At 54.7% G+C, this 13,238-nt stretch carries 12 protein-coding genes and 7 tRNA genes; 17 read left to right on the plus strand and 2 right to left on the minus strand.

Annotated elements, in window-relative coordinates; translation table 11 throughout:
* Positions 1–161: 161 nt before the first annotated feature.
* From JBO43_RS10875 to JBO43_RS10905, 7 genes are all read left to right on the plus strand, one after another.
* A tRNA-Met gene (locus JBO43_RS10875) sits at positions 162–238 on the plus strand.
* Positions 239–246: 8 nt separating this feature from the next.
* A tRNA-Leu gene (locus tag JBO43_RS10880) sits at positions 247–331 on the plus strand.
* A gap of 23 nt (positions 332–354) precedes the next feature.
* Positions 355–429, plus strand: a tRNA-Gln gene (locus JBO43_RS10885).
* A gap of 31 nt (positions 430–460) precedes the next feature.
* Positions 461–535, plus strand: a tRNA-Gln gene (locus JBO43_RS10890).
* Between the two features lie 16 nt (positions 536–551).
* A tRNA-Met gene (locus JBO43_RS10895) sits at positions 552–628 on the plus strand.
* A gap of 44 nt (positions 629–672) precedes the next feature.
* Positions 673–747 (plus strand) — tRNA-Gln (locus JBO43_RS10900).
* A 36-nt stretch (positions 748–783) separates the two neighbouring features.
* A tRNA-Gln gene (locus JBO43_RS10905) sits at positions 784–858 on the plus strand.
* 109 nt (positions 859–967) lie between these two features.
* Here the strand turns inward: JBO43_RS10905 and ubiF are convergent.
* Positions 968–2,143 carry a 3-demethoxyubiquinol 3-hydroxylase gene (gene ubiF, locus JBO43_RS10910; protein WP_202674294.1) on the minus strand — a complete coding sequence of 392 codons (1,176 nt, stop codon included), beginning with the start codon at positions 2,141–2,143 and terminating at the stop codon, positions 968–970.
* Between the two features lie 137 nt (positions 2,144–2,280).
* Between ubiF and miaB the strand changes: the two genes are divergently transcribed.
* The 10 genes from miaB (at position 2,281) to rihA (ending at position 12,528) form a co-directional block, all read left to right on the plus strand.
* Complete coding sequence (miaB, locus tag JBO43_RS10915; protein ID WP_103946674.1) at positions 2,281–3,705, plus strand: tRNA (N6-isopentenyl adenosine(37)-C2)-methylthiotransferase MiaB; 1,425 nt, start codon at positions 2,281–2,283, stop codon at positions 3,703–3,705.
* Between the two features lie 134 nt (positions 3,706–3,839).
* On the plus strand, positions 3,840–4,886 hold the full coding sequence (locus tag JBO43_RS10920; protein WP_165790668.1) for a PhoH family protein: 1,047 nt from the start codon (positions 3,840–3,842) through the stop codon (positions 4,884–4,886).
* Entirely contained in the window at positions 4,883–5,350 is a 468-nt protein-coding gene (ybeY, locus tag JBO43_RS10925) for an rRNA maturation RNase YbeY (protein WP_095281234.1), read from the plus strand. The genes JBO43_RS10920 and ybeY overlap by 4 nt, the downstream gene beginning before the upstream one ends.
* Before the next feature lie 98 nt (positions 5,351–5,448).
* Positions 5,449–6,327 carry a CNNM family magnesium/cobalt transport protein CorC gene (corC, locus tag JBO43_RS10930; protein WP_095281233.1) on the plus strand — a complete coding sequence of 293 codons (879 nt, stop codon included), beginning with the start codon at positions 5,449–5,451 and terminating at the stop codon, positions 6,325–6,327.
* 5 nt (positions 6,328–6,332) lie between these two features.
* Positions 6,333–7,871: an apolipoprotein N-acyltransferase gene (gene lnt / locus JBO43_RS10935; RefSeq protein ID WP_095281232.1), complete on the plus strand. Its 1,539-nt coding sequence runs from the start codon at positions 6,333–6,335 to the stop codon at positions 7,869–7,871.
* Positions 7,872–8,269: 398 nt separating this feature from the next.
* On the plus strand, positions 8,270–9,175 hold the full coding sequence (locus tag JBO43_RS10940) for an amino acid ABC transporter substrate-binding protein (protein ID WP_133159637.1): 906 nt from the start codon (positions 8,270–8,272) through the stop codon (positions 9,173–9,175).
* A gap of 157 nt (positions 9,176–9,332) precedes the next feature.
* Positions 9,333–10,073, plus strand: a complete 741-nt coding sequence (locus JBO43_RS10945; protein ID WP_095281231.1) for an amino acid ABC transporter permease — start codon at positions 9,333–9,335, stop codon at positions 10,071–10,073.
* Positions 10,073–10,750: a glutamate/aspartate ABC transporter permease GltK gene (gltK, locus tag JBO43_RS10950; protein ID WP_095281230.1), complete on the plus strand. Its 678-nt coding sequence runs from the start codon at positions 10,073–10,075 to the stop codon at positions 10,748–10,750. Before JBO43_RS10945 ends, gltK begins: the two co-directional genes overlap by 1 nt.
* Positions 10,747–11,472 (plus strand): amino acid ABC transporter ATP-binding protein, encoded by a 726-nt coding sequence (locus tag JBO43_RS10955; RefSeq protein WP_095281229.1) that lies wholly within the window; start codon positions 10,747–10,749, stop codon positions 11,470–11,472. Before gltK ends, JBO43_RS10955 begins: the two co-directional genes overlap by 4 nt.
* A 120-nt stretch (positions 11,473–11,592) precedes the next feature.
* Positions 11,593–12,528 (plus strand): pyrimidine-specific ribonucleoside hydrolase RihA, encoded by a 936-nt coding sequence (rihA, locus tag JBO43_RS10960; protein ID WP_202674295.1) that lies wholly within the window; start codon positions 11,593–11,595, stop codon positions 12,526–12,528.
* Positions 12,529–12,635: 107 nt separating this feature from the next.
* Here the strand turns inward: rihA and JBO43_RS10965 are convergent, their stop codons facing one another.
* Positions 12,636–13,118, minus strand: coding sequence for a zinc ribbon-containing protein (locus tag JBO43_RS10965; RefSeq protein ID WP_095281227.1), 483 nt, complete (start codon positions 13,116–13,118; stop codon positions 12,636–12,638).
* Between the last annotated feature and the right edge of the window lie 120 nt (positions 13,119–13,238).

Consider the following 13,238-nt stretch of genomic DNA (forward strand, 5'->3'; position numbering starts at 1 on the left):
GCGATTAATAACCAATAATTGCCGATTATTCGGCCACGCTGTTCGCAACCTAACCAAACAGTCACAATCCAGCGATTTTCATTGAAAAAGATATTGACGCTGCAAGGCTCAATACGCATAATGCGCCCCGCAACGCCGATAAGGTAACGCGAAAAAAAGATGGCTACGTAGCTCAGTTGGTTAGAGCACATCACTCATAATGATGGGGTCACAGGTTCGAATCCCGTCGTAGCCACCATCTTTTTTGCGGGAGTGGCGAAATTGGTAGACGCACCAGATTTAGGTTCTGGCGCCGCAAGGTGTGCGAGTTCAAGTCTCGCCTCCCGCACCATTTCCAGGTCAGCGTTGTACGGATGGGGTATCGCCAAGCGGTAAGGCACCGGTTTTTGATACCGGCATTCCCTGGTTCGAATCCAGGTACCCCAGCCATATTCTTCGATTTAGCGGTTCTCCGCATTATTGGGGTATCGCCAAGCGGTAAGGCACCGGTTTTTGATACCGGCATTCCCTGGTTCGAATCCAGGTACCCCAGCCATCGAAGAAAGCAGTTTGGCTACGTAGCTCAGTTGGTTAGAGCACATCACTCATAATGATGGGGTCACAGGTTCGAATCCCGTCGTAGCCACCAAATTAGAAATTTATCGATTATTTCGGTAAACTAGAAAAAATTGTTGGGGTATCGCCAAGCGGTAAGGCTCTGGTTTCTGATACCAGCATTCCGAGGTTCGAATCCTCGTACCCCAGCCAATTTCAAAAAGTCGTTAGATGTTTAACGCACCCTGTTGGGGTATCGCCAAGCGGTAAGGCTCTGGTTTCTGATACCAGCATTCCGAGGTTCGAATCCTCGTACCCCAGCCACTTAACAGCAAAAAAGCCCGCTCTGCGGGCTTTTTTGTTTTTGTGCTTTGCTCGGTGCGGCTTGTTTCCCTCATCCTGGCCCTCTCCCAAAGGAGAGGGGAAAAGCTGCCTAAAGTCCGAGCGCATACTTCAATGCCTGACGTTTCAGGCCGCCTGCGCGTTCTGCTGCCATCAGGCCGATATTGCGCAGAACACGCACTGGTGCGAGATCGTTGCTGAACCCCGCGTAAAACAGATCCATCCCCGACTGCATCAGGAAATTATCTGCCATACGCCGCGTCTGGTAGCGCTTAAGTACACCGGCACTCGCCCAGGGTTCCGCATGGCCGCGCGCGCTGCTCATCACCGACAACAACGCTTCCACGTCACGATAGCCCAGGTTCACACCCTGCCCCGCCAGTGGATGAATGGTATGCGCCGCATCCCCCACCAGCGCCAGCCCTTCGCGCGCGTATTGCAGGGCATGGCGACGGGTCAACGGGAATCCACCCGCCGCCACCGGAGTGACTTTGCCAAGACGCGCCGGGAAGTGTTTCTCGATTTCACGCTGTAACTGCTCCATCGACAAACTCTGTAACTGGCGAATACGCGCCGGAGTGTCGTACCACACCAGCGACGCCCAGCAGTCAAACAGCGGTAAGAAGGCGTGCGGACCGTTGGGGGTAAAATGCTGCCAGGTGCTGTCGCCCGGATCGTTTTCGCACTTAACGGTAATCAGCATGCAGGATTGTTGATACTGCCATGCATGAATGCCAATCCCGGCCATCTGCCGCACCTGTGAATTTGCACCATCAGCACCAACCACCAGCTTTACAGCCAGCTCATCACCGTTATCCAGCGCCAGCACATATCCGCCCTCATGGCAATGCAGTGCTTTCAGGGAATCCGGCACCCGCAGCGTCACGTTGTCGTGCGCCTCCAGCGCCTGCCAGAGCGCTAACTGCAGCACGTTATTTTCCACCATGTAACCCAACAGCGGCAGCTTGAGCTCTGAGGCGTCAAACTTCACGTGTGCGTTTTCCCACTCCCATGTCTCCAGACGGCGATACGGATGGGCGCGCATCGCCAGGATCGCCTCCCATACACCCAGACCGCGCAGCAGATCGACCGACGCGGCACTGATCGCCGAGATCCGCACATCCGGCTGCTGAGCATCATCAAACGCGGGCGGCGCAGCCTGCTCGATAACCGTTACCTGAAATCCCTGTTGTGCCAGTCCGAGCGCCAGTGCGCCGCCGACCATCCCACCGCCGACCACGGCGATTTCGGTTTTCTGGAGTGTCATGGTCAATAATCCTTTCTAAGAGAATCCCTTAAGTTTACCGGATTTTTTCGCCCTTGAGGCAGCCAACCTTCATACTGGTCACAACCCCACCAAACCATTACAATACGCGGCTTGCAATCCTGAGCCTGAGCAAGTCGATGACTAAAAAACTCCATATAAAAACCTGGGGCTGTCAGATGAACGAATACGATTCATCGAAGATGGCCGATCTGCTGAATGCCACCCACGGGTATCAACTGACTGAAGTGGCAGAGGAAGCCGATGTACTGCTGCTTAACACCTGCTCAATCCGTGAAAAAGCGCAGGAAAAAGTCTTCCACCTGTTAGGTCGCTGGAAACTCCTCAAAAAGAAAAATCCGGACCTGATTATCGGCGTCGGCGGCTGCGTGGCCTCACAAGAAGGCAAAATGATTCGCCAACGCGCGCATTATGTCGATATCGTGTTTGGCCCGCAGACCCTGCACCGCTTGCCGGAGATGATCAACTCGGTTCGCGGCGATCGCAGCCCGGTGGTTGACGTCAGCTTCCCGGAAATCGAGAAATTTGACCGCCTGCCAGAGCCGCGCGCCGATGGCCCAAGCGCGTTCGTCTCCATCATGGAAGGCTGCAACAAATACTGTACCTACTGCGTCGTGCCTTATACACGCGGTGAAGAGGTCAGCCGCCCGTGCGATGATATTCTGTTCGAAGTGGCCCAGCTAGCCGCCCAAGGCGTGCGTGAAGTGAATCTGCTCGGTCAGAACGTGAACGCATGGCGTGGCGAAAACTACGATGGTTCTACCGGCACGTTCGCCGAGTTGCTGCGTCTGGTGGCTGCTATCGATGGTATCGACCGCGTCCGTTTCACCACCAGCCATCCGATTGAATTTACCGATGACATCATCGATGTCTATCGCGATACGCCTGAACTGGTGAGCTTCCTGCATCTGCCGGTGCAGTGCGGTTCCGACCGCGTGCTGAACCTGATGGGTCGTACCCATACGGTGCTGGAATACAAAGCGATTATCCGCAAACTGCGTGAAGCGCGCCCGGATATCCAGATAAGCTCCGATTTTATCGTCGGCTTCCCTGGCGAAACCACCGATGATTTCGCCCGCACCATGAAGCTGATTGGTGAAGTGAATTTTGATACCAGCTTTAGCTTTATCTTCTCTGCGCGTCCAGGCACGCCTGCCGCCGATATGGTGGACGATGTGCCGGAAGAAGAGAAAAAGCAGCGTCTGTATATTCTGCAGGAGCGTATCAACCAGCAAGTGACCGCCTGGAGCCGCCGTATGCTCGGCACCACGCAGCGTATCCTGGTGGAAGGCACCTCGCGTAAAAGTCTGATGCAGCTGTCAGGGCGCACCGAGAACAACCGCGTGGTGAACTTCGAAGGTACGCCAGATATGATCGGTAAGTTTGTTGATATCGAGATTGAGGAAGTGCTGACCAACTCCATGCGCGGCAAACTGGTGCGCACCGAAGCGGAAATGGGACTGCGCGTGGCCGAAACGCCGGAGTCCGTTATCGCCCGTACCCGTAAAGAGAATGATTTAGGTGTCGGTGTTTACCAGCCTTAATTCCTTCAGGCCTGTCGCTCTGGCAGGCCTTGTATTTCCCCTCGGCGTCCCCAATATGCAAGCATAAGCTTGCGCCTTTTTTCTGTGGCGTGAATAATTTCTTGTAAGACGACACTCAAATTAAGAGGAACAGTTTGAATACAGAAACGCGTGAACTTACCCTTGAGCCAGCAGACAACGCTCGCCTGCTGAGTCTGTGCGGGCCGTTTGATGACAACATCAAACAACTGGAGCGACGTCTGGGTATCGAAATCAATCGTCGCGATAACCATTTCAAACTTACCGGACGCGCCATCTGCGTCAACGCCGCTGCCGATATTCTGCGCAGCCTGTATGTCGATACCGCCCCGATGCGCGGCGAGACTCAGGACATTGAGCCTGAACATATCCACCTCGCCATCAAAGAAGCGCGCGTGCTGGAGCAGAGCGCCGACAGCGTGCCTGACTACGGTAAAGCCATCAATATCAAAACCAAGCGTGGCGTCATCAAGCCGCGAACACCAAATCAGGCGCAGTACATCGCCAATATTCTCGACCACGACATCACCTTCGGCGTGGGCCCGGCGGGTACAGGTAAAACTTATCTGGCCGTCGCCGCTGCTGTCGATGCGCTGGAGCGCCAGGATATTCGTCGTATCCTGCTGACCCGCCCGGCGGTAGAAGCCGGTGAAAAGCTGGGCTTCCTGCCTGGCGATTTAAGTCAGAAAGTGGATCCGTATCTGCGCCCGCTGTATGACGCTCTGTTTGAAATGCTCGGCTTTGAGAAAGTCGAAAAGCTGATCGAACGTAACGTCATCGAAGTAGCGCCACTCGCCTACATGCGCGGGCGCACGTTAAACGACGCGTTCATCATTCTCGACGAGAGCCAGAACACCACCATCGAACAGATGAAGATGTTCCTGACGCGTATTGGCTTTAACTCGAAAGCGGTCATTACTGGCGATATCACTCAGATCGACCTGCCGCGCAGTACTAAATCCGGTCTGCGTCACGCCATCGAAGTGCTGGCGGAAGTAGACGAAATCAGCTTCAACTTCTTCAACAGCGAAGATGTCGTGCGCCATCCAGTGGTCGCCCGCATCGTTAACGCCTATGAAGCATGGGAAGAAGCAGAACAAAAACGTAAAGCAGAACAGGCCGCGGAACGTAAACGCGAAGCCCAGGAGCAAGAACACAAATGAGTCAGGTAATTCTCGATTTACAGCTGGCCTGTGATGACAATTCCGGTTTACCGGAAGAAAGTCAGTTTCAAACATGGCTGGATGCGGTGATTCCGCAGTTTCAGGAAGAGTCAGAAGTCACGATTCGCCTGGTTGACGAAGCGGAAAGCCACGAGCTGAACCTGACCTATCGCGGGAAAGATAAGCCGACCAACGTGCTCTCTTTCCCGTTTGAAGCACCGCCGGGCATCGAAATGCCGCTGCTGGGTGACCTGATCATCTGCCGCCAGGTGGTTGAACAGGAAGCGAAAGAGCAACAAAAGCCGCTCGACGCACACTGGGCGCACATGGTTATCCACGGCAGTCTGCATCTGCTTGGCTATGATCATATTGAAGACGAAGAAGCGGAAGAGATGGAATCCCTCGAGACAGAGATAATGCTTGCTCTGGGCTATGAGGATCCGTACATTGCCGAGAAAGAATAGTCAGTTAAGCATCTTGCGACACTGACCGACCATGCCGTCGCACAAGGAACATTGCGGCGGCGAGCTTTACACTCACAAGAGAACCCTAAACTTACGCCATGAGCGACGACAATTCACACAGTAGCGACACGACAACCAGCAAGAAGGGATTTTTCTCCCTCATTCTGAGCCAGCTTTTCCACGGTGAACCGAAAAACCGTGATGAACTCCTGGAGCTGATTCGTGATTCCGGGCAGAACGATCTTATCGACGAAGATACGCGCGAAATGCTCGAAGGGGTCATGGACATCGCCGACCAGCGCGTTCGCGATATTATGATCCCCCGCTCGCAGATGATTACCCTGAAACGCAACCAGACTCTGGACGAGTGCCTCGATGTGATCATCGAATCGGCCCACTCGCGTTTCCCGGTGATTAGCGAGGACAAAGATCACATCGAAGGGATTCTGATGGCGAAAGATCTGCTGCCGTTTATGCGCAGCGATGCCGACGCTTTCAGCATGGAAAAAGTGTTACGCCAGGCGGTGGTGGTTCCGGAAAGCAAGCGCGTTGACCGCATGCTCAAAGAGTTCCGCTCCCAGCGCTACCACATGGCGATTGTTATCGATGAATTTGGCGGTGTTTCCGGCCTTGTGACTATCGAAGATATTCTCGAACTGATCGTCGGTGAAATCGAAGATGAGTACGACGAAGAAGACGATATCGAATTCCGTCAGCTGAGCCGTCACACCTGGACGGTGCGCGCTCTGGCGTCCATTGAAGAGTTCAACGAGACCTTTGGCACCCACTTCAGCGATGAAGAGGTGGACACCATTGGCGGGCTGGTGATGCAGGCCTTTGGCCATCTCCCGGCGCGCGGCGAGTCCGTTGACATCGATGGTTACCAGTTCAAGGTCGCTATGGCCGACAGCCGACGTATTATTCAGGTTCACGTCAGAATGCCGGACGACTCCCCGGTGCCAAAACTGGAAGATTAATGTAAATGGCATTTGCCCCATTACTTGAACGCCAGCGCGTCCGTTTGCTGCTGGCGCTGTTGCTCGGAGCCAGCGGAACGCTGGCTTTTTCTCCTTATGATATCTGGCCTGCTGCCCTTCTCTCTTTGATGGGGCTGCAAGGGCTGACGCTGAATCGTCGCCCGGTTCAGGCTGCGGCTATCGGCTACTTCTGGGGTCTGGGCCTGTTTGGTTCCGGCATTAACTGGGTGTACGTCAGTATCGCGCAGTTTGGCGGAATGCCTGGCCCGGTGAACGTCTTCCTGGTGGTGCTGCTGGCTGCGTATCTCTCGCTGTATACGGGTCTGTTTGCGGGCATTCTGTCGCGCCTGTGGCCGAAAACCACCTGGCTGCGCGTCGCTATTGCCGCTCCCGTGGTCTGGCAAATTACCGAATTCCTGCGCGGCTGGGTGCTAACCGGCTTCCCGTGGCTGCAGTTCGGCTACAGCCAGATTGATGGCCCGCTGAAAGGCCTGGCCCCGGTGATGGGTGTGGAGGCGATCAACTTCCTGCTGATGGTGGTGAGCGGCCTGCTGGTGTTGGCGCTGGTTCAGCGAAACTGGAAACCGCTGGTCGCCGCCGTTGTACTGTTCGCCCTTCCCTTCCCACTGCGCTTTATCCAGTGGTTTACCCTGGAGCCGGAACGCGCGACGCAGGTGTCGATGGTGCAGGGAGACATTGCACAATCGCTGAAATGGGATGAGAACCAGCTGGTTAATACGCTGAAAATCTATCTTGATGCGACGCAAAAAGAGATGGGTAAATCCAGCCTGATCATCTGGCCGGAGTCTGCGATTCCGGATCTGGAAATCAATCAGCAGCGTTTCCTGAGCATGATGGACGATCTCCTGCGCGCCAAAAACAGCACGCTGATCACCGGGATTGTCGATGCGCGTCTGAACCAGCAGAACCGTTACGACACTTACAACACCATTATCACGCTCGGAAAAGACAATCCGTACAGCTACGAATCGGCGAATCGCTACAACAAAAATCACCTTGTTCCTTTTGGTGAGTTTGTACCGCTGGAATCGATTCTGCGCCCGCTGGCACCGTTCTTCGACTTGCCGATGTCGTCCTTTAGCCGGGGTTCCTACGTTCAGCCGCAGCTTCATGCGCACGGTTTTGCACTGACGCCGGCGATCTGCTACGAAATCATCCTGGGCGAGCAGGTGCGCGATAACTTCCGTCCGGATACGGATTATCTGCTGACCATCTCCAACGACGCCTGGTTTGGTAAGTCGATCGGCCCGTGGCAGCACTTCCAGATGGCACGCATGCGCTCGCTTGAGCTGGCACGTCCGCTGCTGCGCAGCACCAACAACGGGATTACGGCGGTGATTGGTCCGAAAGGCGAAATCCAGGCGATGCTCCCGCAGTTCACCCGCGCGGTGTTGACCACCAAAGTCACGCCAACGACGGGCCTGACGCCGTATGCTCGCACCGGCAACTGGCCGCTGTGGATTCTGACCGCGCTGTTTGGTTTTGGCGCACTGCTGATGAGCCTTCGTCAGCGTCGTAGATAGTCCTTTCTGCCCGGCGGCGCTTCGCTTGCCGGGCCTGCAAAACCCATCCCCGTGGGCCGGGTAAGGCACAGCCGTCACCCGGCAAATCCCCTCTCAAATTCCATTTCTGGCACGCCTATTGCTTTGTTAAATCACAGATACAGTGGTTTGGCTTAACGTGCAACTTTGTCGCACCATCGCAGTTCATCGGTAGCACCCAAAAGGTGCAACGAGATATTTTTGCCTCTGAATGGTGCGGCGCGCTTCGCAAAAATAAACAATAACGCAGCAAAATCTTTACATTAAGCCAGACTAAATGTTAACAAGCTTGCATAACACTGCACTCGCATCGCGCGAGATATAACAACATCACAATGGGTATCAATGCGTCATTGGCGCAGATAATAAAGGAGTTGGGTATGCAATTACGTAAACTGGCCACAGCAATGCTGGTAATGGGCGTGTCCGCAGGCGTCGTTCACGCTGAAGACGCACCGGCTGCCGGGAGCACTCTCGACAAGATTGCCAAAAATGGCGTGATCGTGGTCGGCCACCGTGAATCTTCCGTCCCGTTCTCATACTACGACAACACGCAAAAAGTCGTAGGCTACTCTCAGGACTACTCCAACGCGATCGTAGAAGCGGTCAAGAAGAAGCTCAACAAACCTGATCTGCAGGTGAAGCTAATTCCAATTACGTCGCAAAACCGTATTCCCCTGCTGCAAAACGGCACCTTCGATTTTGAGTGTGGCTCCACCACTAACAACCTCGAACGTCAGAAACAAGCGGCCTTCTCCGACACCATCTTCGTGGTTGGTACGCGTCTGCTGACCAAAAAAGGCGGCGAGATTAAAGACTTCGCAGACCTGAAAGGCAAAGCGGTCGTTGTGACTTCCGGTACCACCTCTGAAGTGCTGCTGCACAAGCTGAACGACGAGAAGAAACTGGATATGCGCATCATCAGCGCCAAAGACCACGGTGACTCTTTCCGTACTCTGGAAAGCGGCCGCGCGGTGGCATTTATGATGGATGACGCGCTGCTGGCGGGTGAACGTGCGAAAGCGAAGAAACCAGACAACTGGGAAATCGTCGGCACGGCGCAGTCGAAAGAAGCGTACGGCTGTATGCTGCGTAAAGACGACGCAGGCTTCAAAAAACTGATCGATGACACCATCGCTCAGGTACAGACCTCCGGCGAAGCGGAAAAATGGTTCGATAAGTGGTTCAAGAATCCGATTCCACCAAAAAATCTCAACATGAACTTTGAACTGTCTGACGACATGAAAGCCCTGTTTAAAGAACCTAACGACAAAGCACTTAACTAATTAGAACCATTAAGGGGCGGGATCTCCTGCCCTCTCGATTGTCGGGAAGCGCGGACAGACTATACGTTGAGTGGTCGTTCCCCACTCAGCGCGAACATTGAGCTTCTCACCAATCTTCGAGGGTAGCGCTGCTACCCTTTTTTTTCTGGAGTTTATTATGTCAATAGACTGGAACTGGGGCATTTTTCTGCAACAGGCCCCGTTCGGCAACACCACCTATTTAGGCTGGCTGTGGAGCGGCTTTCAGGTCACCGTCGCGTTATCGATAACGGCCTGGATTATCGCGTTTCTGGTCGGTTCGCTGTTCGGTATTTTACGTACCGTCCCCAACCGTTTTCTCTCTATGCTCGGCACGCTGTACGTCGAACTGTTCCGTAACGTTCCGTTAATCGTGCAATTCTTTACCTGGTATCTGGTCGTTCCTGAACTGCTGCCGGAAAATCTCGGTATGTGGTTTAAATCGGAGCTGGACCCGAACATTCAGTTCTTTGTCTCCTCGATGCTGTGCCTTGGGCTGTTCACTGCTGCGCGCGTCTGCGAGCAGGTGCGTGCCGCGATTCAGTCTCTGCCGCGCGGGCAAAAAAACGCCGCGCTGGCAATGGGCCTGACGCTGCCGCAAAGCTACCGCTACGTGCTGCTGCCGAACGCCTATCGCGTGATCGTTCCGCCGATGACCTCCGAGATGATGAACCTGGTGAAAAACTCGGCCATCGCCTCCACCATCGGTCTGGTCGATATGGCGGCGCAGGCGGGCAAGCTGCTGGATTACTCCGCACACGCGTGGGAATCCTTCACTGCCATCACCGTGGCGTATGTCTTGATTAACGCATTCATCATGCTGGTGATGAACCTGGTTGAACGTAAAACTCGCCTGCCGGGCAATCTGGGGGGCAAATAATGTACGAGTTTGACTGGAGTTCCATTGTTCCTGCCATGCCCTATCTGCTTGATGGGCTGGTCATCACCTTAAAAATCACCGCCATTGCTATCGTCATTGGCATTGTCTGGGGCACGATCCTCGCCGTCATGCGCCTGTCGAGCTTCAAGCCTTTCGCCTGGTTCGCGACCGCCTACGTCAACGTTTTTCGCTCCATTCCGCTGGTCATGGTGCTGCTGTGGTTTTATCTGATTGTTCCTGGCCTGCTGCAAAACGTACTGGGACTGTCGCCTAAAACGGATATCCGCCTGATCTCGGCGATGGTGGCGTTCTCGATGTTTGAGGCCGCTTACTATTCAGAAATTATTCGCGCGGGTATTCAGAGTATCTCCCGCGGACAATCGAGCGCGGCGTTGGCGCTAGGCATGACCCACTGGCAGTCGATGAAGCTCATTATTCTGCCACAGGCGTTTCGCGCTATGGTCCCGCTGCTGCTGACGCAGGGTATCGTTCTCTTCCAGGATACATCGCTGGTGTATGTGCTGAGTCTGGCGGACTTCTTCCGCACCGCCTCCACTATCGGTGAGCGTGACGGTACGCAGGTCGAGATGATCCTGTTCGCAGGTGCAGTTTATTTTGCAATTAGTTTAAGCGCGTCGCTGTTGGTGACCTGGCTGAAGAAAAGGACGGTCTCATGATTTCCCTGAAAAATGTTTCTAAATGGTATGGGCACTTTCAGGTGCTGACCGACTGCTCAACCGAAGTGAAAAAAGGCGAGGTGGTCGTTGTGTGTGGCCCTTCCGGCTCCGGTAAATCGACGCTGATTAAAACCGTCAATGGCCTTGAACCCGTGCAGCAAGGCGAGATCGTGGTCGATGGCACCAAAGTGAACGACAAAAAAACCGATCTGGCAAAGCTGCGTTCCCACGTTGGGATGGTGTTCCAGCACTTCGAGCTGTTCCCGCACCTGTCGATTATTGAAAACCTGACGCTGGCGCAGGTAAAAGTGCTGAAACGCGACAAAAAAGCCTCGCGTGATAAGGGCTTAAAACTGCTGGAACGCGTTGGGCTGTCGGCTCATGCTGATAAGTTCCCGGCGCAGCTTTCCGGTGGCCAGCAGCAGCGCGTGGCGATTGCGCGTGCGCTCTGTATGGACCCGATTGCTATGCTGTTCGATGAGCCAACTTCCGCGCTCGACCCAGAAATGATCAACGAAGTGCTGGACGTTATGGTTGAACTGGCGCACGAAGGGATGACCATGATGGTGGTGACGCACGAAATGGGCTTCGCCCGCAAAGTCGCCAACCGCGTGATCTTTATGGACGAAGGCAAAATTGTCGAAGATTCGCCGAAAGAAGATTTCTTCGCCAACCCGCAGTCCGACCGCGCCAAAGACTTCCTCGCCAAAATCCTGCATTAATCAATACGGTGCGTAATCTTCGGATTGCGCACCACTTCACGCTTTACGTCTCTGCTTCTCGTCTGCTTCATCTTGCAGCGTTAACCTTGTCACAAAATAACGCCAAAAATGGAGCTTGCTATGCCACAGCCAATCATTCTCGATTGCGATCCCGGTCATGATGACGCCATCGCTCTGGTCCTTGCCCTCGCGTCACCGGAATTAGACCTCAAAGCGGTCACCTCTTCTGCCGGCAACCAGACGCCGGATAAAACCCTGCGTAACGTTTTGCGCATGTTAACGCTGCTTAAACGTACGGATATTCCGGTGGCGGGCGGTGCGGTAAAACCGTTGATGCGCGATCTGATCATCGCCGATAACGTTCACGGCGAAAGCGGCCTGGATGGCCCCGCGCTGCCTGAACCGGGCTTTAAACCGCAGGATTGCACTGCCGTTGAGCTGATGGCGAAAGTGCTGCGCGACAGCCGCGAGCCGGTGACGCTGGTGGCAACGGGCCCGCAAACTAACGTCGCGCTGCTGCTCAACAGCCACCCGGAACTGCACGCGAAGATCGCGCGGATCGTTATCATGGGCGGTGCGATGGGGCTGGGGAACTGGACGCCAGCGGCGGAGTTCAACATTTTCGTCGACCCGGAAGCCGCAGAGATTGTCTTCCAGTCGGGCATACCAATTGTAATGGCCGGTCTGGATGTCACCCACCGGGCGCAGATCATGGCGGAAGATATTGAGCGTTTTCGCGCCATCGGCAATCCTGTCGCGACCACCGTCGCCGAGCTGCTCGACTTCTTTATGGAATACCATAAAACCGAGAAATGGGGATTCCACGGCGCGCCGCTGCACGATCCCTGCACTGTCGCCTGGCTGCTAAAACCGGAGATTTTTACCACGGTGAATCGCTGGGTCGGCGTAGAGACGCAGGGGAAATATACCCAGGGGATGACGGTCGTGGATTACTACTCCCTGACCGGCAATACGCCAAATACCACGCTGATGGTGGATGTCGACCGGGAAGCGTTTGTAGATTTAATCGCAGAACGGTTGAAGTTTTATAACTAGTGCGGTCTGGTGCCCTCACCCCGGCCCTCTCCCACAGGGAGAGGGAGAAAACCACGCCGATCTGATCCCCTCTCCCTCAGGGAGAGGGTTAGGGTGAGGGTGGAAAATCACGGCTCAAACGGCCTTCTCTGGAACTGGTCGTGCCCGCATTTTGGGCAGCGCGGCAGGACGTCAGGCGTATACACCGCCAGATGGAAATGGCAGTTCTCACACACCAGATTCCCCAGCCCTACCACCTCGCCGCTGTGATACACGCCGTGATGATTCAAATCCTGGAAAACTTCGCGCCACTCCAGCTGGGTTTTATCCGTAATATCCGCCAGCTCCTGCCACAGACTCTCTTTAATCACCCGCATAAATACACTGTCGGTGACCTCGTCCTGGCTCTCTTCGTAGCTCCGCGCAAACTCTTCCAGATCGCGGCGCACAGCCCGCGTCACCTCTTCTACTTCAGTCCGCGTTAACTCACCCGTTTGCACGACGCGCGCCCGTGCCTGTTCGACAAGAGCATCGATATCACGTTCGCCGTTACGCAGGCGTTCCGTGAGTGTGGCAACCAGTTCGCGGTAAAATTGAGCAACCTTGTTCATCCTTTCGCCTCCCAGGTAAGTAACTGTCTCTAATAATAGACCTTATTTGGCAACCGCTTTGTCAGGTCAGCCACACAGCGGGTAAATTCCTGCAAAGGGGAAATGCGATACCTTGCATAG

Source organism: Lelliottia jeotgali, from assembly GCF_016771845.1.
Lineage (GTDB): Bacteria > Pseudomonadota > Gammaproteobacteria > Enterobacterales > Enterobacteriaceae > Enterobacter > Enterobacter jeotgali.